The sequence below is a fragment of the Prescottella equi genome (assembly GCF_020171745.1).
Classification (GTDB): Bacteria; Actinomycetota; Actinomycetes; order Mycobacteriales; family Mycobacteriaceae; genus Prescottella; species Prescottella equi_A.
Map to the genome: position 1 here is coordinate 37,925 of NZ_JAIVAH010000029.1, position 24,026 is coordinate 61,950.

At 66.1% G+C, this 24,026-nt stretch carries 23 protein-coding genes; 15 read left to right on the forward strand and 8 right to left on the reverse strand.

What is annotated here, in order from left to right; all coding sequences use genetic code 11:
- Nucleotides 1–187 precede the first annotated feature (187 nt).
- The 3 genes from LCL87_RS23250 to LCL87_RS23260 are packed head-to-tail and all read left to right on the forward strand — an operon-like array spanning nt 188 to nt 5,077.
- Nucleotides 188–736, forward strand: coding sequence for a hypothetical protein (locus LCL87_RS23250; RefSeq protein ID WP_225023814.1), 549 nt, complete (start codon nt 188–190; stop codon nt 734–736).
- Nucleotides 729–4,019, forward strand: a complete 3,291-nt coding sequence (locus tag LCL87_RS23255) for a DEAD/DEAH box helicase family protein (protein WP_225023815.1) — start codon at nt 729–731, stop codon at nt 4,017–4,019. The genes LCL87_RS23250 and LCL87_RS23255 overlap by 8 nt, the downstream gene beginning before the upstream one ends.
- Before the next feature lie 2 nt (nt 4,020–4,021).
- Nucleotides 4,022–5,077, forward strand: a complete 1,056-nt coding sequence (locus tag LCL87_RS23260) for an Eco57I restriction-modification methylase domain-containing protein (protein ID WP_225023816.1) — start codon at nt 4,022–4,024, stop codon at nt 5,075–5,077.
- 191 nt (nt 5,078–5,268) lie between these two features.
- Here the strand turns inward: LCL87_RS23260 and LCL87_RS23265 are convergent, their stop codons facing one another.
- On the reverse strand, nt 5,269–6,078 hold the full coding sequence (locus LCL87_RS23265; protein ID WP_225023817.1) for a hypothetical protein: 810 nt from the start codon (nt 6,076–6,078) through the stop codon (nt 5,269–5,271).
- A gap of 121 nt (nt 6,079–6,199) precedes the next feature.
- Here LCL87_RS23265 and LCL87_RS23270 point away from each other — a divergent pair, with 121 nt between their 5' ends.
- The 5 genes from LCL87_RS23270 (at nt 6,200) to LCL87_RS23290 (ending at nt 10,914) form a co-directional block, all read left to right on the forward strand.
- Nucleotides 6,200–6,355, forward strand: a complete 156-nt coding sequence (locus LCL87_RS23270; RefSeq protein ID WP_225023818.1) for a hypothetical protein — start codon at nt 6,200–6,202, stop codon at nt 6,353–6,355.
- A 525-nt stretch (nt 6,356–6,880) separates the two neighbouring features.
- Entirely contained in the window at nt 6,881–7,219 is a 339-nt protein-coding gene (locus LCL87_RS23275) for a hypothetical protein (RefSeq protein ID WP_225023819.1), read from the forward strand.
- A 399-nt stretch (nt 7,220–7,618) separates the two neighbouring features.
- Complete coding sequence (locus LCL87_RS23280; protein WP_225023820.1) at nt 7,619–7,822, forward strand: hypothetical protein; 204 nt, start codon at nt 7,619–7,621, stop codon at nt 7,820–7,822.
- A 222-nt stretch (nt 7,823–8,044) separates the two neighbouring features.
- A complete protein-coding gene (locus tag LCL87_RS23285) occupies nt 8,045–9,142 on the forward strand; it encodes a hypothetical protein (RefSeq protein WP_225023821.1) in 1,098 nt (365 codons plus the stop codon).
- Nucleotides 9,139–10,914 (forward strand): hypothetical protein, encoded by a 1,776-nt coding sequence (locus LCL87_RS23290; protein WP_225023822.1) that lies wholly within the window; start codon nt 9,139–9,141, stop codon nt 10,912–10,914. Before LCL87_RS23285 ends, LCL87_RS23290 begins: the two co-directional genes overlap by 4 nt.
- Nucleotides 10,915–11,462: 548 nt before the next feature.
- Here the strand turns inward: LCL87_RS23290 and LCL87_RS23295 are convergent.
- On the reverse strand, nt 11,463–12,422 hold the full coding sequence (locus tag LCL87_RS23295; protein ID WP_225023823.1) for an alpha/beta fold hydrolase: 960 nt from the start codon (nt 12,420–12,422) through the stop codon (nt 11,463–11,465).
- A gap of 115 nt (nt 12,423–12,537) precedes the next feature.
- Here LCL87_RS23295 and LCL87_RS23300 point away from each other — a divergent pair, with 115 nt between their 5' ends.
- Complete coding sequence (locus LCL87_RS23300) at nt 12,538–13,125, forward strand: TetR/AcrR family transcriptional regulator (protein ID WP_225023824.1); 588 nt, start codon at nt 12,538–12,540, stop codon at nt 13,123–13,125.
- Nucleotides 13,126–13,203: 78 nt separating this feature from the next.
- Here LCL87_RS23300 and LCL87_RS23305 read toward each other — a convergent pair whose 3' ends face one another.
- Nucleotides 13,204–14,577, reverse strand: coding sequence for an MFS transporter (locus LCL87_RS23305; protein ID WP_225023923.1), 1,374 nt, complete (start codon nt 14,575–14,577; stop codon nt 13,204–13,206).
- Between the two features lie 67 nt (nt 14,578–14,644).
- Between LCL87_RS23305 and LCL87_RS23310 the strand changes: the two genes are divergently transcribed.
- The gene (locus LCL87_RS23310; RefSeq protein ID WP_225023825.1) at nt 14,645–15,385 is read left to right on the forward strand and encodes an AraC family transcriptional regulator; all 741 of its coding nucleotides are present in this window, start codon (nt 14,645–14,647) and stop codon (nt 15,383–15,385) included.
- Between the two features lie 29 nt (nt 15,386–15,414).
- Here LCL87_RS23310 and LCL87_RS23315 read toward each other — a convergent pair whose 3' ends face one another.
- Both LCL87_RS23315 and LCL87_RS23320 read right to left on the reverse strand, forming a co-directional pair.
- Nucleotides 15,415–15,915, reverse strand: coding sequence for a hypothetical protein (locus LCL87_RS23315; protein WP_225023826.1), 501 nt, complete (start codon nt 15,913–15,915; stop codon nt 15,415–15,417).
- Nucleotides 15,916–15,934: 19 nt separating this feature from the next.
- Entirely contained in the window at nt 15,935–16,345 is a 411-nt protein-coding gene (locus LCL87_RS23320) for a Rid family hydrolase (protein WP_225023827.1), read from the reverse strand.
- A gap of 83 nt (nt 16,346–16,428) precedes the next feature.
- Between LCL87_RS23320 and LCL87_RS23325 the strand changes: the two genes are divergently transcribed.
- Entirely contained in the window at nt 16,429–16,812 is a 384-nt protein-coding gene (locus LCL87_RS23325) for a winged helix-turn-helix transcriptional regulator (RefSeq protein ID WP_225023828.1), read from the forward strand.
- Between the two features lie 5 nt (nt 16,813–16,817).
- On the opposite strand, the gene LCL87_RS23330 is transcribed toward LCL87_RS23325, so the two are convergent.
- A complete protein-coding gene (locus LCL87_RS23330) occupies nt 16,818–17,561 on the reverse strand; it encodes an IclR family transcriptional regulator (protein WP_510850848.1) in 744 nt (247 codons plus the stop codon).
- Nucleotides 17,561–19,048 carry an APC family permease gene (locus tag LCL87_RS23335; RefSeq protein WP_225023829.1) on the reverse strand — a complete coding sequence of 496 codons (1,488 nt, stop codon included), beginning with the start codon at nt 19,046–19,048 and terminating at the stop codon, nt 17,561–17,563. Before LCL87_RS23335 ends, LCL87_RS23330 begins: the two co-directional genes overlap by 1 nt.
- A 238-nt stretch (nt 19,049–19,286) precedes the next feature.
- Here LCL87_RS23335 and LCL87_RS23340 point away from each other — a divergent pair, with 238 nt between their 5' ends.
- The 3 genes from LCL87_RS23340 to tatA are packed head-to-tail and all read left to right on the forward strand — an operon-like array spanning nt 19,287 to nt 21,768.
- The gene (locus LCL87_RS23340) at nt 19,287–20,864 is read left to right on the forward strand and encodes a flavin monoamine oxidase family protein (protein WP_225023925.1); all 1,578 of its coding nucleotides are present in this window, start codon (nt 19,287–19,289) and stop codon (nt 20,862–20,864) included.
- Nucleotides 20,865–20,893: 29 nt separating this feature from the next.
- The gene (locus LCL87_RS23345; protein WP_225023830.1) at nt 20,894–21,568 is read left to right on the forward strand and encodes a Rid family hydrolase; all 675 of its coding nucleotides are present in this window, start codon (nt 20,894–20,896) and stop codon (nt 21,566–21,568) included.
- Nucleotides 21,568–21,768 (forward strand): Sec-independent protein translocase subunit TatA, encoded by a 201-nt coding sequence (gene tatA, locus LCL87_RS23350; RefSeq protein WP_225023831.1) that lies wholly within the window; start codon nt 21,568–21,570, stop codon nt 21,766–21,768. Before LCL87_RS23345 ends, tatA begins: the two co-directional genes overlap by 1 nt.
- A 59-nt stretch (nt 21,769–21,827) precedes the next feature.
- On the opposite strand, the gene LCL87_RS23355 is transcribed toward tatA, so the two are convergent.
- Nucleotides 21,828–22,283: a MarR family transcriptional regulator gene (locus tag LCL87_RS23355; protein WP_225023832.1), complete on the reverse strand. Its 456-nt coding sequence runs from the start codon at nt 22,281–22,283 to the stop codon at nt 21,828–21,830.
- Nucleotides 22,284–22,470: 187 nt separating this feature from the next.
- Here LCL87_RS23355 and LCL87_RS23360 point away from each other — a divergent pair, with 187 nt between their 5' ends.
- Nucleotides 22,471–23,910, forward strand: a complete 1,440-nt coding sequence (locus tag LCL87_RS23360) for an MFS transporter (protein WP_225023833.1) — start codon at nt 22,471–22,473, stop codon at nt 23,908–23,910.
- The last annotated feature ends 116 nt before the right edge of the window (nt 23,911–24,026 follow it).

Below are 24,026 nucleotides of genomic sequence, written 5' to 3' on the forward strand. Positions count from 1 at the left end.
ATGACTGGTTCACCGACTTGCTGGACGAGTTGGCCGACGAGCCCGCCGCAACGGGTTCCGTCGCTCACTGCCGACGGCACGGGAGGCACCAGTGACGCAGACGATCGCCGAGGAGAAGTCTGTGAAATCCCGGCATCGAGTAAAGACCTACGGCGAGGTATTCACTCCGCGTCACATGGTTGATCGGATGCTCGACTTGGTCCATGAGGAGTTGGAGACCGGTCCCAACTTCGTCGATAAGACCTTCCTCGAGCCCTCAGCTGGAGACGGCAACTTCCTCGTGGCGATCCTGCGTCGCAAGCTCCACGCGATCGAGAAGCGGTACCCGACCGAGGAGTGGCCGCAGGAGTCGCTGTTCGCCGTGGCATCGATCTACGGCGTCGAGCTGCTCGAGGATAACCACCAGGACGCTAAGGCAATCATGCTTGCCGAGTTCCTCGGCTTCCACCAGTCCCACGGCACCTCGGTCGGCCCGGACACCGACTTGCACCAGGCAGCGGAGTTCCTCATCGACACGAACATCGTCCACGGCAACACGTTGAGTGGCCAGACTCTCGAGGGCCAGGACATCCAGTTCTCGTGGTGGAACCGGATCGGTGGAGCGCCCGGGATGGTGCAGCGTGAGCCGTTCACGCTCTCGTCGCTGCGCGGCGACGCCTTCGACTTCACCGTCTACGACAGCTATCAGGTGTGCCGGATCGACAAGGTCTACGAGGAAGTGAGGGCCGGTGCCTAGTCCGAAGATCAGCACGTTCCGCGAGATCACGCCTGTGATCTACTCGTGGAAAACCCCGGACATCCCGAAGTACGACGGCTGGGAGAAGATCGGCTACACCGAGCAGGAGAGCGCCGACGTCCGCATCGCACAGCAGGCGTCGCAACTGTCCGTCGAGAAGCAGAGGGTGTGGTCCCGGCGGGCGCTGTTCACCTCAGAGGCCGGTGGGCGCTTCACCGACAAGGACTTTCACGCCTACCTGCGTCAGCACGGTGTGGAGCGTGAGACCACTCCCAAGCGGACCGAGTGGCACCACTTCGCCGTTGCTCCCCGCAAGTCGATCGACTACTTCAATGACTTCGCCGGCCAGGACTTCCCTGGCCTGCCGAGCAGCGGCGGTGAGGACGACTACACCCTGCGCCCCGAACAGCAGGCGGCCGTCGACCAAGCCGTGGCCGCCTTCAAGTCAGACAACAACGAGGTTCTCTGGAACGCCAAGCCTCGGTTCGGTAAGACGCTGACGACGTACGAACTGATGCGGACCCTGGACGTCTGCCGCGTTCTGATCGTCACCAACCGCCCCGCGATCGCGAACTCGTGGTTCGACGACTTCACGCGCTTCATCGGCCACCAGACGACGTTCCGCTTCGTCTCGGAGTCACCTTCGCTGGCAGACCGGAACCCCATGTCACGCGAGCAGTGGCGCGCCTTCTCGCTGAACCATCAAGATGAGGACCCGCGCATCGTGGAGTTCCTTTCGCTGCAGGATCTGAAGGGCTCGCAGTACTTCGGCGGCTCGTACGACAAGCTCAAGCACATCGCCCAGTTCGACTGGGACCTGCTGGTGATCGACGAGGCTCACGAGGGCATCGACACCACCAAGACCGACGTCGCGTTCGACCAGATCAATCGTACCTGGACGCTGCACCTGTCGGGCACGCCGTTCAAGGCCCTGGCGTCGGGCAAGTTCGACCAGGGCCAGATTTTCAACTGGACTTACGAGGACGAGCAGAACGCACGCGAGGAATGGGCAGACAGTAGCCAGGAGAACCCGTACGCGGCGCTGCCGACGCTCAATCTGCTGACCTACCAGATCTCGCGGATGATCACGGACCGTCTAGCCGAGGGCGTCGCCATCGACGAGGACGCGGCGAATATGGACTACGCGTTCGACCTCAACGAGTTCTTCGCAACCAAGGACAACGGGTTCTTCGAGCACGAGGCCGAGATCGTCAAGTTCCTCGACTGCCTGACGACCAACGAAAAGTACCCCTTCTCCACGCCTGAACTGCGAGACGAGATCCGCCACTCCTTCTGGCTGCTCAACCGCGTTGCCTCGGCCAAGGCCCTGGAGAAGCTCCTCAAGAAGCACGACGTCTTCAAGGACTACTCGGTCATTTTGGCCGCTGGCGACGGGCGCTCCGACGACGACACCGACCCAGTCGCGGCCCGAAAGTCTTTGGACACAGTACGCACCGCCATCGCGGAGGCCGAGGAGTCGGATGGCAAGACCATCACCCTGTCTGTGGGGCAGCTGACCACGGGCGTCACGGTGCCCGAATGGACCGCGGTCATCATGCTGTCCAACCTGTCCTCCCCGGCGCAGTACATGCAGGCGGCCTTCCGCGCGCAGAACCCCTACACCTTCGAACGTGCCGGGCTCGTGTTCCAGAAGAAGAATGCCTATATCTTCGACTTCGCGCCCGAACGCACGCTGACGATCTTCGACGCCTTCGCCAACAACCTGCATCCAAATCCCTCGGGAGACCCGGGGGTACGCGAGGAGAACATCCGCACACTGCTGAACTTCTTCCCGGTCCTGGGTGAGGACTCCGAGGGCTGGATGATCGAGCTCGACGCCTCCCAGGTCCTGGCGTTCCCGCAGGTGTTCAAGGCCCGCGAGGTCGTGCGCCGCGGGTTCCTGTCGAACCTGCTGTTCGCCAACGTCTCCGGCATCTTCCGGTACTCCGAGCAGGTCAAGGAGATACTCGACAAGCTCCCCACCGTGAAGCAGGGCAAGGTCACCACTGGCCAAAGCATCGAGATCCCGGATCCGCTGCCCGTCATCGACCCAGGCGGTACCGCTCAGGTCGACGTGGAGACCGTCATCAACCCCAAGGTTGCTGAACTCGGCAAGCCTGTCTGGCGCGCCGAGGACATCCCGAGCGTCGAGCCCGACACCCCTGCACACACGGCGGCGACGCAGATCGCGAAGGCAGTGACCAAGCAGAGCCGTCAGAAGCGCGAAGAGTTGAAGGATGCCTATCAGCTCACGACGAAGCAGGTCGAGCGTGACCAGAAGCGCACCGAGCAGGCTGTGAAGGATCAGGTCGAGCGCGCATACACCGAGCACAACATTGCGAGCAAACACCTCGAGGACGAACTGCAGAATGCGGCCACCGAGGCCGAAGCCCAGGTCGTCGAAGCGAAGAAGGCCGAGCAGGACAAGGCGTTCCAAGCGGACATCCTGTCCATCGTGTCCGACACGATGGACTCGATCGTGCCCGAGGTGGTCACGCGCGAGGAGACCCGGAAGGAGCAGAAACGCGCGAACCAGACCATGGACGATGCCCGCTCCCACCTGCGAGGATTCGCCCGTACGATCCCCATGTTCCTCATGGCCTACGGCGACCGCGGTATCCGTCTGTCGAACTTCGACGACTACACACCCGACGACGTGTTCGAGGAGATCACAGGGATCACCGAAGCCGAGTTCCGCCTCCTGCGTGACGGTCAGAAGGTCGCCGAGGAGGACGGGACCGTCACGAAGATCCCAGGGCTGTTCGACGAGGCCGTCTTCGACCGGGCCATCCAGGAGTTCCTGGACAAGAAGGAAGCCCTGGCCGATTACTTCGACGACGAGCAGACCGAGAACATCTTCGCCTACATCCCGCAGCAGAAGACGTCTTTGGTGTTCACCCCGCAGCCCGTGGTCAAGCTGATGGTCGACACCCTCGAGGCGGAGAACCCGGGCATCTTCACCGACCCGACCAAGACCTTCGCCGACCTGTTCTCCACCGCCGGACTGTTCCTGATGGAACTCGTCCGACGGCTCGACACCGGCCTGGCCGACGTGTTACCAGACCAGGAGAAGCGGCTGCGGCACATCCTGACCTCACAGATCTTCGAGATGAGCCACAACGAGATCCTGCACCGCATCACCATCGAGGCAGTCTCCGGCGGCGTGCCTGAACGGAAGGCGTGGATAAAGGGTTCCGGGCACTTCAGGGTTGGGAATCTCGCCCGGATGAATCAAGAGGAGCGGCAGGAGATGGTTGACGGCATGCTGACGGAAGGGTCCTGACCATGAGCAAGAAGTTCGACGTTGTCATCGGCAACCCTCCGTACCAGGAGGAGGCCACGGGCGCTGCGACGCATGCCATGCCGATCTACCACTTGTTCATGGATGCGGCCTACGAGGTGGCGCGCAAGGCAGTGCTCATTACCCCGGCCCGATTCCTGTTCAACGCCGGGTACACCCCGAAGAACTGGAACGCAAAGATGCTGGCTGATGAGCATCTGAAGGTGGCGCATTTCGAGTCCGATTCAGATCGACTGTTTCCGAGCCTTACAGACCCCATCAAGGGCGGAATCGCTGTCACGTACCGTGATTCCGAGCGCAACCTCGGTCCGATCGTCTCCTTCACCGGGCACCCCGAACTCAACACGATTCTCCACAAGGTCAGCGGGGTCGGCTTCGAGCCATTGGACACGGTCGGCATTACGAGTTCCCGCTCATTTCGGTACACCGAGAAGATGCACGACGATTACACGCAGGCGTTGGGTCTCATGTCTGCAGGCGAGCAGTTCAAGATCAATACCAGGACCTTCGACCAGCTCTCGTTCCTCTACTCCAAGGAACAGCCGCGAGACGGTCGGGAGTACATCCGCGTTCTGGGACTTGACGGCAAGCAGCGCGCGTTCCGCTGGATTCGTCGCATCTACGTCAGCGGGCCGGACACCCTCGACAAGTTCAAGGTTGCCGTCCCGGCTGCGAATGGGTCGGGGTCGACAACTGACTTCTTTGGCGTCGCCTTGACCAACCCGACGGTGCTTGAGCCAGGCGTCGCGGTCACCCAGACGTTTATGACTATCGGCGCGTTCGAGACCGAAGGCGAGGCGCAGGCGTGCCTGAAGTACGTCAAGTCAAGGTTCGCCCGAACGATGCTTGGCATCTTGAAGATCACGCAGCACAACCCGGCGAAGGTCTGGAAGTACGTCCCGCTGCAGGACTTCACGTCGGACTCTGGCATCAACTGGTCAAAGTCAATTCCGGAGATCGACCAGCAGTTGTACGCCAAGTACGCGCTCGACTCCGAGGAGATCGCCTTCATAGAGGCCAAGGTCAAGCCGATGGAGTGACAGCCGGCGATGAGCTCCTCGAGCCAGCGTGCAGGGCTACGGTCGTTGGGCGATGCACACCCAACTCGAATGACACCAGGTGTCGGCTTCTGTCACCTCAGCCTGACATGAATGTGCGGATCGACTCCGCTGGCGTGGTGTAAACCGTTGAGCGCGAAGCCTTCCAGGTGCCCATCCGGCACCGCGGTTGCCTACTGCCGATGGGGTCCGTACGTGCTCCAGCCATTCATGTGCGGTTGAAGTTCTTCGTGGCTGCAGGAGGTTACCTGCACGATGTGAAGCGGCCCGTTGAGCGGATCTGTGGTTTCGGCGTGTTGGCGGATCCAGTTGGCCCATTCGTGTGCGGCCTCGGAGTCGAAGTCTGTGGATTGAGTGGTGATGGCATCGATCTCGTCGGCATACTTCCGCATGGCTGCGGCAGCGTCGCGCCGCGTCAACTCGTCGCGAAGCTTCTCGGCATTGCGTTGCTGGGTGAGCGCAGCGAACGCCTCCTTCCGGACCTCGTGCCAGCGGACCTCGCGGATCTCCGCGCGGCGCACCTTCTCTTCTCGTACCCAGTGAGCTTTTGCCTCGAAAATCTCGAGGCGCTGAATGAAGGTAGGAAGTTGCTCTTCGAGAGTGGCTTCGTCGGTGTCACGTAGGCTCAGGATCGGCTGTTGCTCCCATGTCTTGGTCAGAATCAGCTCGAGCCTGCCGGAGGCCAGGAATCCCTTGTTCGCGGTCGTGGTCTGGACTCTGGTGTAGTACTCGGTGCCGGCGGTGAAGGCGAAACCAGTCCTGCCGCGTTGGTCGAGTTCACGGACGGTCACGACCACCTCGGACGAGGGCGGTCGGAGCGCGAGATCGGGGCTCACCTTTCTGTGGCCCGTGTAGGCGCTGCGAGGCTGGGAGACCTTCCACTCCATCTCGGTCGCCGCAGACACGACTGCCTGCAGGAACCTGGCTGTGCGTGGGATCTGCTTTTTGGACACGTACGCGCGCTTGTCCTGGAAGGCGATCACAGCCGGATGGGGGGTCACGTAGTTGTCGGGGAATCTTGAAGTCCCTCAGGGGTGTCAGCACCGTGAAATCCGGCTCAAGGTAGGCGGTGACACCGAGGGTTGGGTCCATCCGGGTCGGCTCATGTGTCAGTCGCTGGCCTACGGGCAGCAGTCCTTCTCGGGCCAGGAATCCCCCGATCTGCTCGATGCCACGGTCGTTGATGTCAGCCCCGAGTTCGAGTCGTCCGCCCGCGGCGACGACCGCATCCAATACCTCGATAGCGCGTGCCCGGAGTAGCTGCCGTTCACGTTCTCGCTCGGCTCGGGCCTGTGCCTCCTGTCGTTCACGCTGACGCACGGCCTCGACGCGTGTGGTCTGCTCTTGCAGGATTCGCGTGCCCTGCGGGGTGATCTTCGCGGTCCAGGTCTTGCTCCGTCCCGCCACCTGTATCAGCCCGCGGTTGTGCAGGCCGCGTGCCGAGACACGGTGTGAGGTCCCGTCGTGCACGCCATCGGGGCATCCGGCGGCGACCCATTTCAGCAGGTCATACTGCGCCACGGTCAGATGGTCGGGTGAACGCCCCATCAGGTCTCCCAGTTCTTCGCGATGCTCGGAGGATTTCCTCCGGTCTGGCTGACATCTTGACCTCATCCGATGGAGGCGTAGGCATATTTGGCACCGATGCTGGCTGTTCGCGTGAGTTCCTATCCGCATATGGGAGTCTGGTGGCACCGGGGACGATGTCACGGCGTGCGAAAGGCGGTACGGGCGATGGCCCCAGATTCTCGGCCGGACCTTGCGGCCTACGAGGACGTGGTCCGGATGTCTCGCGCGCAGTTGATTGCACAACTACGTGAGCTGCTCGGCGTGAGATTGGTTGCCTACCTTGCGAAGGTCCGTGATGCCCGGGTCGTTCGCCAGTGGGTCGACGACGCAGACAGTGGCACCGACGACATCGACATCGAGCGGCTGCGCATTGCGTATCGCGCCGCTCGGATGATCTCTGAATTGGACAGCACCGCGGTCGCACAGGTGTGGTTTCAAGGGCGGAACCCTGCCCTCGACGATCGGCCACCGGCGCGGTTGATTCGAGAAGGCGAGTTCCCCGAGGCTGGAGCTGCGGTCCTTGCTGCCGCCTGCGAGTTCGTGGCGGACCGCTGACCTCGGTCCTACGGCCGTCGTTCGAAGCGGATCGACCTGCAGACGCCCGTGAGTCTTCCTGCACGTCGCGACACGCCCGGTGTCGATGTTGAATCTTCGGGCCTCGAATTCAACTGCGCTGGAGCGGTACCCGTCGCGAGTTGTTCCCGCGGGGTGCGGCGTGCTCGACCAGTGGATCGGATTCTGGCCGCCTTTCTGCAGGTAGAAGGCTTGACTGCATTTCACGGGTATTACGTGAACCACGGGATACCCGTGACTTACGTGTGTCCGGTGTAGTGCAGGAAGTACACCCGGCCAGCGAGATTCGCTTCTGCTGTTCGGACGCCGGTGATGTGTTCCGATGGTCAGTGGTGGTACCGGTGAGTTCAGGGATGACCCGGGAGTCGACGGGAGACGACGATGGCCAGTGATGCGATCCCCGAAGCGGAGTTCGGCGGTCGACGCCGGCGTCCCCGGGATCCTTCGGAGCGGGTGAGAGTTGAACTGCGTCTGCCGTTCTCGGTTGCTGCTGAGTTGTTCACTGCGGCGAACGATCGCGGCCAGACCGTCTCCCGAATTGGCGCCGACGCCATCGCAGCGTTCTTGAAGGGAGACGAGGAATGATGTGACATCCCCGTCGGCAGCACGATCGTGCTGCCGACGACTGCTGAAACGTCGAAGAGCCGGGCGGCAACCCGGCTCCTCGGACCAGACCCAGAGTCTGGAAAGAATCCCCACTCGCTAGGAGGAGTTCTTGATGTCTATTTCAGCGTGCCCGCACGCGGCTGTCAATGACCGACACTCCCAACGATTTTCCAGTTCCACTGATTGGGCGGGTGGTTGGTGATGGCGAGATTCCGGGCCTCGAAGGCTGCGCCCGCGACCACGTCCTCAGCCGAGGCCGCACACAGGGCAGCTGAGCGGGTGCCGTTCACGCCGCCGAGGAAGGCTGTCTCGCGTCCCGATCCGGTGGAGATGGTGGTCGATTCGATTGTGCGGGAGATGATCCCCGTCGCCGGTGCTGACGATCGATTCGACCGGCTGCTCGAGCGGGTGCAGATCCGCACTCGTGACGAGGCACTGGGCACTGAGGCAGTGCGGGCCGCGGCTGCGTTGCGTTGCCGTATGCCGGAGGGAACGTGGGGCACCGAGGTGGTGGTGACGCAGACGATCGCACGATTCCTCGCTGCGGAGGCGGCGGTGACGGGCCGTTTCGATCCGCGGGCGGCGTTGCGGCGCGCGAACGTCGATCGCTACCTCGAAGAGCAACGCGGCTACGGATCGCGATCCCTGCACACCCGATTGTGGATGCTCTACGCGGCGGGCCGGATCTTCCATCCCGGCGAGTACCCGCGCGAGCGAGCCATCGCACCGCGTACGAAGCATGTTCCGCCGGCCAGCACGGTCGAGGTCGCGCAACTGCTGGCGTTGGTGCCGACCCTGTCCGCGGTGGTGGGACGGCGTCTGCAAACGGTCGTCGACCTGTGCTGGGGAGTGGGGGCCCGCCGCGCCGACTTCCGGTACTTGCAGGGCACCGCGATCTCCACGCGGCGGTGGCAGGGCAAGACGGTGGCGTTGGTCGAGTTGCGCAACAACGCCGGAGGCACCCGAACCGTGCCGGCGTTCAAGCCGGACCTTGTCGAGCGCCTCGGCCGGCTGTCCGACTACGCGGGCGATGGGCTGGTGCTGGCACCGCACAAGAAGACCACCCAACGCAACGAGGTCAACAGGATCGCCGAGGCCCTTCGCAGGCTTGGGCATCCGGGCGTCAACCCTGTCGCGCTCCGGCACCGGTGGATGCTGGACATGGCCGAACGCCTACCCGCAGCTCTGGTGCTGCAGTTGGCGGATGTTGTTGATCTGAAGGTGATTTCCGATTATCGACGACTCACGACGTATCGGCTCGCGCACGCGCTGACGATGATGGGGGAGGCCTTCCGATGATCACCCCCATCCGCAGTACCGATGCGCTGTTCGACGACGCTGTCGCGGTGATCGAACGGTCAGGGGTCGTCGAGACGATCGAAACGTTGTACGAGCAGGAACGGCTTCCCGGCGGACGACTCCCGTCCGGGATCATCTACACGATCCGCGCCGTCCTCGTTGCGGCACTGGTGCGGATCATCGGCTGCACGCCGCCGACCTACGCCGGCATCCTCACCACCATCGCCCGCTTCGGCCACCAGCAGCTCACTACCGTCGGCATGGGTGACCAAGACCTGACCGCCCTGCGGGCGAACAACACCGCCGAATATCGCCGATTCCACGGCTGGCTCGACCGTCGCCTCGCACCGCTCGATCCGGGTGCGGATCTGCCCGCACGGAGGGTGACCAACGACGATCACAGGAACGCGGTCGCCGGACGTTCCCCGCAACAGCGCCAACGTGCGCAGGAGGCCGCGGTGCGGATTCACCGCATCATGAACCGGCTCGTCGCCGCCTCGATCCACGATCCATCCCCAGCGGCCTATCGGGGAGATCTCGTCGCCGACGAGTCGATCTTCGACCTGGCCGGGCGCAGTGCGGGGCTCGGTATCCGCCCCGAGAAGCATCGCGGCGCCGCCTACTGCGGCCGCTACTACCTACGCGACGCCAGCAGTGGCGAGGTCAAGACCGCGCAGCGGCCACGCGAGATCCGCAAGGCGGCGTTCGGCATAGGACTGACCGCAGTCACCCGCGTCGGACCTCCCGACGCACTGCACACGGTATCGCCGGTGATCGTCGGTATCGACGTCCACGAACCGACATCGGGCAGCGTCACCGGATTGAAGGCAGCGCTCGACGGCATGCGTGAAAACCATCTCGACGGGCGTCGTTCGGCGCGGTCACGGTGGCCGCATCTGACGATCGACATGGGGTACAACCCCAAACAAGGCTTCGCGGAACTGATGCTCGACTACCAGTATTCGGCGGTCGCCCGCTATCCGAAGCGCTGGAACCTGACCTTCGCCAGCGTCGATCCCCGCCCCAGCGACGGTGCTGGGAGCCGAACCTCGCCCGGACCCGTGCAGATCGCCGGCGCGTTCTACTGTCCGGCCACGCTCGAGTACACCCGCAAGTATGGCGTGCCGGCGACGAGAAGACTGCTCGCCGACAAAGACTTCACCCTCCATGACGAGCGTCTCCGCCGAATCCTGCCGTTTCTGATGGGCGTCAACTCGAGGCCCTTTCGCGCCCGAATGACGCCCGGGCGACCAGCCCTCGGTACAGCCGACCCGATGCGTATCAAGCAAGAACTGGTCTGTCCGGCTGCCATGCGCCGCGTCCGCTGCCCCCTGAAACCCGATTCGATGACGGCGACACCCATCGGCACACCGACCGCGGTTCCCACCCGGACGGCCGAGGCGTACCGGTGCTGCGCCAAATCGTCCGTCACGGTCACTCTCACACCGGACCAACTACGGATGGCGCAGTGGAACCTCGTGCCCGGGAGTTGGGAGCACGGCCTCTACTTCGAAGCAGCCCGCGCGTTGACCGAGCAGCGATTCAGCCTCCTCAAGTCGCCGCACATCACCGGAATCGCGAACCTAACCTGGGGCCCGAGACGCGAACCGATGATCAAGATCATCCTCGCGCTGGCCGTCGCGGCCACCAACCTCCGCATCCAGGCCGGATTCGACCCCGACGCAGTCCGCGTCGAATCCACCGACATTCGATGGCGGCAACTGGCCGCCGATCTCGGTCACGAGCCCGTTCGGGTTCCGCCGCGAACCTGACCGCTCCACATCGCGGCCGGGCGGGTCGAACCCATGAGGTTCGACCCGCCCGGCGCGTCTGTGCCCGGGAGAATCCTCTGGAATCCGAGCACCCGAATCCGAGCGCAACCGCTCGACGGCGCCTGCAGGGTGCGAGTCGCTGGCTGCAGTGGGCGACGCCAGGAGGCGTCGATCAGCCCGGCACGGGACGCACAGACCGCCCAGTGGGCCGCCAGGTACACGTGTCTCGCAGGATCAATTCGCTGGAGTTGCGGCAGAAAGGTCCTGGATCGGCGCGGCGGCAACTCATCGTGGCCAGCCAACGCGAACCGCACACAACGAGCAGTTCCACGAACTGCGACGAACGAGGTCACGAACTCGAAAGAGTTCGTGACCTCGTTTTCGTTGGCTGGGTTGGTTGAAATGTCCACCGGAATCGTGGGTGGATTCGGCCCGCAGCTCGTAAATGGTCCTGGATTGGGAACCCCCTCCAGTCCTCCTCGATCAACGCAATCGAGGTCAGCTGAAGCACCCGGCGGCGAGCGGTCCAGTGAGTCCGCGTTACTTGGTTACTTGCTGTCGACGTGACCGATCGGGTTGGTGCTGTCCGCCAGGGCCGCCCGGGCAGCGGCCCAGCCGTCGGCATCGAGCTGGAGCGCGGTGCGGAGGTATGCGGCGCTCATCCGCTGTAGTACGGCCACGCGCTCGGGGTTCTCGTCGGTGGTCTCGGCGACCTCGTATCCGGGGATCCCGCCGAGGGCGTGCTCGGCGTCGTGCAGGGTGAGGAGGTCGGTGGCGCCGGGACTGAGAATGTATGCGTCTGTGAACCAGTCGGGGCCGCGGCTGGACATGTGGGACTGGTCGTGGTCGCCTGCGACGACGAGCGTCGGCGTGGTGAGTTCACGGAACGACGGGTACATGAACGGGAAGTTGGCCTGCGCGAACGGGTGGAGGTCCTCACCCCCGACGCCGGTCGCGGCCATGAGGATGCCGGCCGAGACGCGGCTGTCGGACATGTCCTCCCCGACCTGCCCGTCCTGGTCCAGGATTCGGGCGCCGAGGAGTGCCTGCGCGGTCTGCGCGCCCCAGGAGTGACCGGCGACGGCGATGCGGGTGTGGTCGACCCGTCCGGTCAGGCCGGGGATGGAGGCCTCGATGGCGGCGAGCTGGTCGAGGATGCGTCCCAGGTCCGCGATCCGCTCGATCCAAATGTCCGGGAAGCGGGGGTCGTCGAATCCGATCCCGTAGCGCCGGGAATCCAGGTGGGTGGGCTGGACCACGACGAAGCCCCGGGAGGCCCAGAACGCGGCCAGAGGTGCGTAGCCGTCGTGGTGCCACCCATTGCCGTGCGAGAACAGCACGATCGGCAGGTCTGAGCCGGTGATCGGCGCGGAGACCCGCACCTCGAGCGGCAGCGCGCGGCCCGGGGCGAGCAGTTCGACGGGAGCGACGGAGATGACGGGAGTGCCGAGGCCGACGAGATCGTCGAGGGCGGCCACGAGCGCAGAAGTCTGGACGGAAGAGGTCAAGACGGGGGTCCTTTCGAGGGTTGTGCCCTGCCATAATGGAAAGCGGAACACTGCTCCGAACAATACGGAGCAGTGTTCCGGATAGCAACCCGTGACACGTGGAGGAGTGTGTTCTGTGACCGATGAGAGCGAGCGCCGGACGAAGCGCGCCGACGCGCGCCGGAACGAGCAGGCCCTTCTCGACGCGGCGGCGGCGGTGTTCGTCACATCCGGCGTCGACGCGCCGGTACGGGAGATCGCGGCGAGGGCCGGGGTCGGGATGGGGACGATCTACCGGCACTTCCCGACGCGTCCGGAACTTGTGGTGGCGGTGTACCGCCACCAGGTCGAGGCGTGCGCGGACGCCGGCCCGAGGCTGCTCGACGAAAGCCCGACGCCGGAGGCGGCATTGCGGGCGTGGGTCGCACTGTTCGTGGAGTTCCTGGTCACCAAGCACGGTCTCGCCGGCGCACTGCAGGGCGACAGCGCTGGGTCCGATGCGCTGCACGCTTACTTCGTCGATCGCCTCGTACCGGTCTGCGGGTCGCTCCTCCAGGCGGCGTTCGGGCATACCGGCGCTGGACACGTCCCGCCGGTCGACGCATACAACCTGATGAAGGGCATCGGAAACCTGTGCATCGGGGCAGCCGCGGATCCCGCCTACGACGCCGACCGCCTGGTGCAACTGCTTGTCACCGGCGTACTCAGCGGATCCAATCGGTAGACGAAAAGGACTGAGTCACAACCCCTTTCTGCGAAGTGCGCCCACGCTCGACGGTCGATCCGCGAAACGGCCTCGTTCTTACTTCGTTCCGGTTTGTGCGCCTGAAGACGTCTTTCGGCCGTCGGCTTCACGTCGAATGGGCAGTTGCGGGCTGGTGTCACGCAACGGCAGCAGGATGAAGACGAGAACAGCCGCGAGGGCAACGCAGATCGCGCCGGCCGTGAGGCCTCCCGAGTAGCCCATGACGGCCAGTGCGGCCACCCCGACGGCGCCGCCGATCTGCTGGACGGACGTGAACAGGGCCGAGCCGAGCCCAGCATTCTCCTCCGTGGTCCCGTCGACAGCGGCTACGGCCAGGATGGGCAGTGTCAGCCCATTGCCGATACTCAGCACGAGCATGCCGGGCAGGACGTGAGCGGCGTAGGACTCGCCCGCAGCCAGGCCGGACAGCAGGAGCAGACCGGCGATGTTGACCAGGAAGGCCAGCAGGAGCGCCCGGCGCCTCCCGATCCTGAGCGAGACGCGGGAGGACAGCCACATGCCCGCCAGAATGCCTGCGCCGTAGGGCAGGTAGGCGATGCCTGCGACGAGCGGGCTGTATTCCAAAGCGGTCTGCACCTGGATCATCAGCAAGAACGACATCGCATACATCGCCATCGAGAACAACAGGGTGGCGACATTGGCGACTGTCCGCGTTCGTGAAGTCAGGAACGACGCTGGTACCAGCGGAGCCGCCGCCCGCGACTCTGCCACCACGAACGACACCGTCAAGGCGGCGGACAGCACTAAGACGCCGATGACGAGCGGGTCGCTCCAGTCGGTCGCACCGGCCTGCAGCAGCCCGTACACCAGCGACACTGCGGCACCGGTCACCAGGACCGCACCGGGAACGTCGAGAGGGTGTCGGCCGCGGGCGCGGGACTCGGGAACCAGGCGCGGGAGCAGCGCCAGCGCTATGGCGACGATGGGCAGGTTGATCAGGAAGATCCCGCGCCAGGAGACCAGGTCGGTCAGCGCTCCGGACAGCACCAGACCCGAGGTTCCACCCAGGGCCGCGATGCCGCCCCAGATGCCCAGCGCCTTGGCCCGCTCCTCCCGCCCCGGATACAGCAACGTGATCATCGACATTGCCGCCGGACTGGCCATCGCAGCACCCGCGCCCTGCACGAACCGCCCGATCACAAGTTGCCAAGGCTCCTGCGCGATCGCGCAAGCCAAGCTGGCCACGCCGAACAGCGCCACGCCGATGAGGAAGACACGACGGCGACCCAGCAGATCCGCCAGCCGGCCACACAGCAGCAGCAGCCCACCGAAGGCCAGGAAGTAGGCGTTGACGACCCAGGGCAACCCGGAAGGGCTGAATCCCAGCTCATTTCGGATGCTGGGCAGGGCCACGATCACGACGGTGTCATCGAGCACGAGCATGAACTGGACGAGGCACAGCACGATCATGGGCACGAGACGACGCTATGACCCACGACATTTGGCCACAATCCGCGCCGAGGCCAGACTGTGTCGCATGGAGGACATCGGCGCGATCATCGTGGGCCACTTCCCGCTTACCTCCGGGGAGTGGATCCCCGCGCACAGCCACACCCACCACCAGATCGCCTGGACCCGGCGCGGCGTCCTGAGTGTCGGTGTGGGCGAGTTGTACTGGGTCTTGCCGCCCACCAGGGCGCTGTGGCTGCCCGCGGGCGTCACCCACACAACGGGCGCCACCCGCGATGCGCTGCTGTGCAGCCTGTATCTGGCTCCGGAACACTGCCCGCTGGATTGGGACGAGCCCACGGTGGTCGGCATCGACGGCTTGCTGGCGGAGTTGACGACGTACCTGGCCCGTACCGACATCTCCGACGCGGCGCGGTTGCGCGCCGAGGCGGTGGTGCCCGACCTGCTGAACCCGTTGCCCACCCGGCCCATCGATGTGCCGCAACCCACCGACGAGCGGGTGCGGATCGTGGCGGACACCCTGCTGGCGGACCCGGCCGACCCGCGGGGCCTCGAGGCTCATGCCCGCGTGGTCGGCGTGAGCAGACGGACCTTGACTCGGCTTTTCAGCGGAGACATGGGAATGAGCTTCGACCGTTGGCGCACGCGCGTCCGGATGCGCGCCGCCCTGCCGCTGTTGGCCGAGGGCCAGCCGGTTTCACGCGTGGCGCACAGCGTGGGGTACGCCACGGCGAGCGCGTTCCTGGCGGCCTTCCGACGCACGGTCGGCACGACGCCCCGGCGGTACCTGCTCAACGGGCACGACTGAAGTGGTCGTTTCCGAAGATGTCGGTCTTTTTACGCCCGACCGAACAACAACTCCTCGACGAGACCGGTGCCCGGCGTGGGCGGGTCGCCGATGGTTCTCAGCAGTGCCGCGATATCGGGTGCGACCTCGGCAGTGGTCTCGAACTCGGGTTCGGCACCGTGCACGATCGCGCCGTCGTCCCGGATCGCCAGGTACGAGCACCCGTCGCGGACCGAGAGCAGGATCGGGCAGTGCCGATTCCAGAACCCGTCGACCGCGGCCTCGTCCTCCGGGCTCATCGCCGCCTCCCGGCTCATGGTCTCGAACTCGTTCCAGGCGAACGCATCGTCGGGCGAATCCGCGTAGTCGCCCAGCGCGAGGAACCACGTCGCCTCGTCGGGACTCGACAGGCGCGAGAACGACGCCGCCCACGCCACCTGGTCAGCCGGTACGGATTCCAGCGCCGCGGGCGTCCACACGTGCGGCCGACCGGGCTCGAATGTCCATCCCGCCGAGCGCAAGCGGGCGATCGCCGCGTCGAATGCCTCCATCGACGCCACCCTAGCGATGTCAGTCGCAGACCGCGGTCGCCTCGACTTCGACGAGCACGTCCGGCTCGAACAGATACTCCACGCCGATGAGCGATGCCGGCGGCATCGGCAGGGCCAGCCCGATCTCGGCGGCGACCTGTTCGATGCCCGCCATGAACTCGCCGATCTTGTCGGGCGTCCAGCCGGTGACGTAGAAGGTGAGCCGCACGACGTCGTCGAAAGTTGCACCCGCACCGGTCAATCCGGCCGCCGTGTTGCGCAGGGCCTGGGCCACCTGGCCCGCGAGATCGCCCGGTGCCACGGGAGTTCCGTCGGCGAGCCGCGCGATCTGACCGGCCACGTGGACGTGGCGGGTCCCTGATCCGATTGCGACGTGGTGATAGGGGGTAGGCCGGGTCATGCCGTCCGGGGTACTGAACTGCACAGTCATGGTGGATGTCCTCCAGGATCGAGTAAGCACGGTATCCAATTGATACTTGGTATAGGAGGGGCACTTCAACGAAACTAGGTGGCATGCCCGATACCTACTCGGCCGATTCCGGGGAACTCAGCGTCACCGCGGCCCACCGAGAACTTCTCGATCAGGTCCTCGACAAGTGGTCGCTGGCGGTCCTCGACCAGTTGTGCGAGCGACCCAGCCGGTTCAACCACCTGCGCCGCGCGATTCCCGCCGTGACCCAGAAATCCTTGACAGCGACGCTGCGCCGACTCGAGTGCAACGGCATCGTCGAGCGCGAACTGCTGAGTTCCCGCCCGGTCGCCGTGGAATACCGCATCACGCCACTCGGCAAGACGCTTCGCCACCCGGTGGATGTCCTCGTCGGCTGGGCGGAGACCAACCGCTCGGCGATCGAGAATGCTCGCGCCCGCTTCGATGCCGAGCAGGACCGCGTCTGACCTGTTCAGGAGGGCGTACGCACCCCGCTCGGCACCAGCCGGCTCGCGTATTCGCGCAGCAGGTTCACCAGGTCGGCGTCGTGAACCGACAGGCGCCCGGTCGGCCCGATCGCGGCGAGGCTGCCGACGACGGCGCGTCGGCTGTCGTGGACAGGGACGGCGACGGCCGAGCGGCCCACCCGGATCTCGTCGACCTCGCAGGCGGGTTCGCCGCGCCGGATCACCGACAGTTCCATCTCCAGCGCGTCGTGGTCGGTGATGGTGCGGGCGGTGACCTTCCGCAGCGGACCGGCCGCGAGGTCGGGGCGCGCAGCGAGCAGCACCTTGCCGATCGCCGACGCGTGCGGGGCCGTCACCAGCGTGCGCTCGCCCGCGAGTTCGTGGTCGGGATCGCGGTCCACCAGGCGTACACGCCCGTTGTCGTACGACGCGAGGTACACGCCGTACCGGACCTGGGCGCGCAACTCCTCGAGCACGACGCCGACGTCGACGGGTCGGTCCGCGGCCCCGGCCAATTCGCGGGTGCGACGGCCGAGGGTGAACCCGGAGAGGTCGGCGACGCGGACGAGGTAGCCGTCGGCGACGAGCAGGTTCAGCAGTCGGTAGGCCGTCGCCTGCGGGATGCCGGCCAGCGCGGCGATCTCCTTCGCCGATGCCCCGGATCCCAGTTGTGCGGCCGCCTCGAGCAGCGCGAGTGCGCGTTGCACGGCACGCGGTTCGTTGCCGCCGAGGTCCCTCGCAGGCGCCATCAGCGCGGGTCCCGGCCGACCAGGACGGTCCGGCCGGACGCGTCGGCGGCGAATACGCCCGCCCCGGGCAGGACGTCCGCGGATTCGGCGTTGTCGAACGCGCCCATGCGCAGCAGCGCGTCGGGGCGTCGTCTGCGCAGCCCGGCGCGCCACACCAGGCCCGACAGCAGCACGGCCGCCACCGCGACCGGCACGACGTACGACGCGTCGATCACGTTGACGTACACCAGGTATCCGAGCACCGACGCCCCGGCAATGCTGCCGAGGGTGCTCGCGGCGAGTACCCCCGGGGTCTGCTCGCCGATGCGGTTGAGGAAGCGCACCGACGCGACCGCCACCACCACGTAGGCGACGATCACGGCACCGCGCACGACCAACCTGAGATCACCGAACACCACACCGGTCCCGAGCACCGCGAACGCCCCGGCGCCGAGTACGACCACACCGATGACGAGCGCCAGCGCCGCGTCCGGGGTGCGGAACGACGCGTGCACCCGTCCGCACCAGCGGGGCAGTGCCCCCTCGACCCCGAGCGAATAGACCAGGCGGGACGCGGCATTCGACGACGCCATCGCCGAGGCCAGCCACGAGCAGGCCAGCCCGACGTTCAGTGCGACCACGATGACCGGGCTGACCCCGGTCTCGGTGCCGTGCAGATACGCATTCACGAGGGTGTCGCTGCGTCCCGTCCACGCCGCCCACCCAGCGACGAGGAACAGTGATCCGCAGATCATCGGTGTGAACAGCACCGTGCGGGTGACGGTCACCAGCGGGCGCCGCGCCTCGGGGCCGAAGAACGCGGCACTCTCGAAGCCGGCGAGCGCGAACAGTGCTGCCAGCGCGAGCGTCAGCGTGCCGTGGCCGGACGCCGGCGGGAGAAGAACGGGCGGGGATGCGTTGTCGCCGAACAGCATCAGTCCGACGATGAAGACGAGCGAGCAGATCTCGACCGCGAGGATCGTGACGGCCGCGAACCGCACGCCGCGCACGAGGCAGCACAGGATGCCCACCGCCAGTGCCAGATACACCGGCGGCGCGGGAGGGGAGAACCCGGCGAGACCGCACAGGGCGATCACCGCCTGACCGCCGTGGTAGAGCGTCATCACGGCGCTGCCGACGTACTTCACCAGCATCGCGACCGCGGCGGTGAGCGCGGCCCGGCTCCCGGATCCGCGGAACGCGAAGCTGTGCAGGCCGCCGGCCGCGGCCATGCGTCGGGTGAACTGGGAGACGCAGAACGCGATGAGGGTGACGGCGATCGTTGCGACCAGGATCGTCACGATGCCGCTGAGCATTCGGCCGTGGGTGAGCATCGTGAGTGGCAGGACCACCATGGACACCGCCGGTGCGGTGGTGGCGACGGACTGGGCCAGTACCTCGACGCCGGACAGTTGCCGCCGCCCGAGGGCGCGCATCGACGACAGGGCGGGACGCTCCGGTTCCCCGGTGGTGAACGAGCGCGCGATCGCGTCGGTGAGTGCGGACACGCGCGTGACGCTAGTCAGCGTGTGTAACAACGATATTGCGTGCGTGCTTCCACTGATCGCACACGTCTGAGAAGGCGTGGTGGTGGTACGGCGCGTGTTCTCAGTCGACTCCGCGAAACCGTTTCCCCGGCGACAACTCCGCGACCCGGGGTGTCTCCAGGATGAGATCCGAACTGATCACCCGGATCGCCGGGCTGACATTTGGGAGCGTGAAATGGCATTCACACGTAGGACTTTCATGCAGGCCCTCGGCGTCACGGGTGGCGCGGGCCTGGCATACGGGGCGATGTCCTCGATCGGCATGGCCCCGGCCACCGCCGGTGTCCCCAAGCGCTTCCAGTCGTTGTCGGCCGGTGATCTCGTCGGCTCGGTGCAGGGCGATCACTCGGTGGTGATCCTCGGCGGCGGACCCGCGGGCCTGTGCGCGGCCTACGAGATGCGGAAGGCGGGCTACAAGGTCACCGTGCTCGAGGCCCGGAACCGTCCCGGCGGCCGGATCTGGTCGGTGCGGGCGGGCACCGAGGAGACCGATCTCAACGGCGAGACGCAGAAGTGCACGTTCTCCGAGGGCCACTACTTCAATCTGGGCGGCACCCGCATCCCGCAGGGTCACATCACCCTCGACTACTGCCGCGAACTGGGCGTCGAGCTGCAGGTGTTCGGCAACCAGAACGCCAACACGATGGTCAATTACACCGGCAGCCAGCCGTTGGCCGGCCAGTCCATCACCTACCGCGCCGCGAAGGCCGATACGTTCGGCTACGTCTCCGAGCTGCTCCAGAAGGCGACCAACCAGGGTGCGCTCGACGACGTCCTCACCAAGGACGACAAGGACAAGCTGTCGGAGTTCCTCGCCAGCTTCGGTGATCTGTCCGACGACGGCCGCTACCTCGGTTCGCCGCGCCGCGGCTACGACTCGGAGCCCGGCGCCGGGCTGAACTTCGGCACCCAGAAGCAGCCGTTCGCGATGAAGGACGTCATCCAGAGCGGCATCGGCCGCAACTTCGCTTTCGACTACGAGTACGACCAGGCGATGACGATGCTCACCCCGGTGGGCGGCATGGACCGGATCTACTACCGCTTCGCGGAGGAGATCGGCGACAGCCTGGTCTACGGCGCCGAGGTCACGTCGATGAAGAACACGCCCGACGGGGTGACCGTCGAGTACCGGGTCGGTGGTCAGCGCAAGTCCGTCAGCGCCGAGTACGCGATCTGCACCATCCCGCCGCACCTGATCGAGCGGCTCGACAACAACCTGCCGGCGGACGTCCTCACCGCGCTGCGGGCGGCCAAGCCGTCGTCGTCCGGAAAGCTCGGCATCGAGTACTCGCGCCGCTGGTGGGAGATCGAGGACCGCATCTACGGCGGTGCGTCGAACACGGACCGGGACATCTCGCAGATCATGTTCCCGTACGACCACTACAACGCCGATCGCGGCGTCGTGGTCGCCTACTACAGCTCGGGCCGACGTCAGCTCGGGTTCGAGTCGTTGACGCACCGGCAGCGGCTGGCCAAGGCGCTCGCCGAGGGCTCGGAGATCCACGGCGACAAGTACACCCGCGACATCTCGTCGTCGTTCTCGGGCTCGTGGCGTCGGACCAAGTACTCCGAGTCGGCGTGGGCGTCGTGGGCGGGGGCCGGCGATTCGCACGGCGGCGCCGCGACCCCGGAGTACACCAAGCTGCTCGAGCCGGTCGACCGCATCTACTTCGCCGGCGACCACCTGTCCAACGCCATCGCGTGGCAGCACGGCGCGTTCACGTCCGCTCGGGACGTCGTCACCGGCATCCACCAGCGCGTCGCGCAGGCCGCTTGAGCCCGTTCATCATTCACGAAGGAGCCATCATGATTTCCGTTTCTCGCAAGGCGATCGCCGCGGCCCTCGCGGGCTCGGCACTGATCCTGACCGCCTCCGGCTGCTCGTCCGACACCGCCGAGGCGGAGACCGCACCCGAGTCGACGTTCGTCTCCAAGTCGGTTCTGGAAGCGGGACAAGCGAATCCGATGATCGCGCAGGGCGTGGCGATCGGTGGCGGCGCGGCCGTCTACAAGACCAGCGGGCTGGGGCCGTCGGCGTCCAACAAGACCGCGCCCGAGGGCACCCCGGAGTCGTACATCGACAGCCAGTTCACCGGCGGTGTGCTGCCGGCGGGTGTCACGGTCACCGAGGCGCAGGGCATCAACGTGCTCAAGAAGATCCGGGAGAACCTGGAGGCGCAGGGGCTGACGCTCGAGGACGTCGTGACGATGCGGGTGTTCCTCGACAACGCTCCCGGCACCGATCGCGCCGACTACGCGGGCTGGAATCGCGCTTACCGTCAGTTCTTCGCCAACACCAACCTAGAGACCGGTGACACCGAGTTGGTGCCGCTGGGGACCGCGGCCCCGGCCGCCCCGATCGAGCGGAACGGCGCCCGCCCCACCCGTTTCGCGCTCGAGGTCGGCACCTTGCCGGTTGCGGGCTGGCTGGTCGAGGTCGAGGTGGACGCGGTCTACCCCGACGGCAAGGAGCCGTCCTGATGGGCGCGCTGAGTCCCGGTCACTGGGCGATCGTGGCGGTGGTGCTGCTGGTGCTGTTCGGGTCCAAGAAGCTGCCCGACGCCGCCCGTGGGCTAGGCCGCTCGCTGCGGATCCTCAAGAGCGAGGTGGGCGAACTGCAGGCCGACGAGCAGCCCGCCGAACTCGGGAACCCCGACCCGGCGAAGCGACTGTCCGCCTAGACCGGACGACGACGGCCGCGCAACGCGCACGCGTTGCGCGGCCGTCGTCGTTCGTCGGGTCACGGCCGCGGCCAGGGGCGTCCACCCATCCGCTCGATGTCGGTGTTGAAGCGCTTGAGGTAGGCCGCGAAGGCGGCGACGTCCTCTGCCTCCCAGTCCGCCATCATCGTGTTCAGCGCCGCGATGCTCCCGGACCGTTCCCCGTCGAGGAGGGCTTTGCCCTCCTCGGTGATGCGGAACTTGCGGGCCATGCCGCCGTCGGGATCGGGGATGCGTTCGAGGAGTCCGTCGCCGAGCATCGCGGTGGTCTGCCGGTGCAGGGTGGACGTGTCGAGGCCGAGGGCGTCGCTGAGCTGGCCGTTCGACATGGGGCCCTCGATGTCGATGCGGCTGAGCAGGATGTAGGCGCTGCTGTCGAGGTGTCCGCCGCTGCGGCGGGGGCGCGGGCTGTTGTGGTGCACGTGCCGACCCAGCAGCATGGTCTCGAAGTCGATCAGATGCGTGGGTTTCTCCATACCGGTCCTCTCACAACCGCATCGTTCCTCGGTGCTCGATGCACTCCCATTGTGCCCGGGCGGAATCGGACATATCACCCTACCTGGGATTTTGCGCGATACAACTTGATTGCATGATACAAGTTGGTTGTATGCTGCAACTAGTTTGAGTAACGAAATCCGTTTGAATCCAGAAGTTGGGAGTCCCGTGGACAGCTCCGCGTCCACCGCCCGGTCGGGCGGCATCGTCACAGTGCTGGCGGTCGCCGGCATCGTGGCGGCACTTATGCAGACCCTGGTGGTGCCGCTGATCGGCGACCTGCCCCGCATTCTCGACACCACGGCGTCCAATGCGTCGTGGGTCATCACGATCACTCTGCTCGTCGGCGCGGTCGCGACGCCCGTCACCGGACGCCTCGGCGACCTGCTCGGCAAGCGGCGCATGCTGCTGTTCTGCGCGGTCCCGCTCGCGGCCGGTTCGGTGCTGTGTGCGCTCGCCGACTCGCTGGCCCCGATGGTGATCGGCCGCGGCCTGCAGGGCCTCGGCATGGGCATGGTGCCGCTCGGCATCAGCGCGCTGCGTGAGCTGGTGCCGCCGCAGAAGCTCGGATCGTCGATCGCGCTCATCAGCGCCACCCTGGGCATCGGCGGCGCGCTCGGCCTGCCGATCTCCGCTGCCGTCACCCAGAACACCAGCTGGCGTGTGCTGTTCTGGGGATGCGCGGTGCTCAGCGTCGTCATCGGCATCCTGATCTGGCGTCTCGTCCCGGCCACACCGGCGATGGCCACCGGCGGTTTCGACTACGTCGGCGCGCTCGGTCTCGGCGTCGGCCTCGTGAGCCTGCTGCTGGCGGTGTCGAAGGGTGCCGTCTGGGGCTGGGGAAGCCCCGAGATTCTCGGCTTGTTCGCGGCCGCGGTCATCGTGCTACTGGCCTGGGGCTGGTGGGAGCTGCGCACCACGGATCCGCTCGTGAACCTGCGTCTGGCCGCCGGTAAGCAGGTGCTGCTGACCAACGCCGCCTCCGTAGTCGTCGGCTTCTCGATGTACGCGCAGTCGCTGATCATCCCGCAGCTGCTGCAGCTGCCCGAGTCCACCGGGTACGGCCTCGGCCAGTCGATGCTGGCGATGGGTCTGTGGATGCTGCCCGGCGGTTTCGTCATGATGGCCGTCTCGCCGCTCGGCGCGAAGCTGTCCGCCGCCCGCGGCCCCAAGGTCACGCTGGTGCTCGGTGCGCTGGTCATCGCCCTCGGCTACGGGTCCTCGATGCTGCTGCTCGGCTCCACGTGGGGTCTGCTGGTGGTCGTCTGTATCTCCAACGCGGGCGTGGGTCTGGCCTACGGTGCGATGCCGGCGCTGATCATGGGCGCGGTGCCGCCGTCCGCGACGGGCTCTGCCAACAGCTTCAACACGCTGATGCGTTCGGTCGGCACGTCCGTCGCGGCCGCGGTCGTCGGCGTCGTGCTGGCGCAGATGAGCACCACGATCGGTGGCGGTCACACCATCCCGACCGAGGCCGGATTCCGGACCGGTCTGCTGATCGGTTGCGGTGTGGCGCTCGTCGCCGCCGCCATCGCCGCCGCGATCCCGGGCCGCAAGCCCGCACCGTCGACCATCGAGGTCGGCGAACCCGCCGTCGCGAAGGCCTGACCAGGGCGTTTGGATCGAGGGATCCCATACTCCGACAAGAAGTTCCGATCCCTGTGAGACAAACGTTCAACAGATGCTAATGTTCGTCCTGCACTGGCCGCAGCTGTCTATTCGCT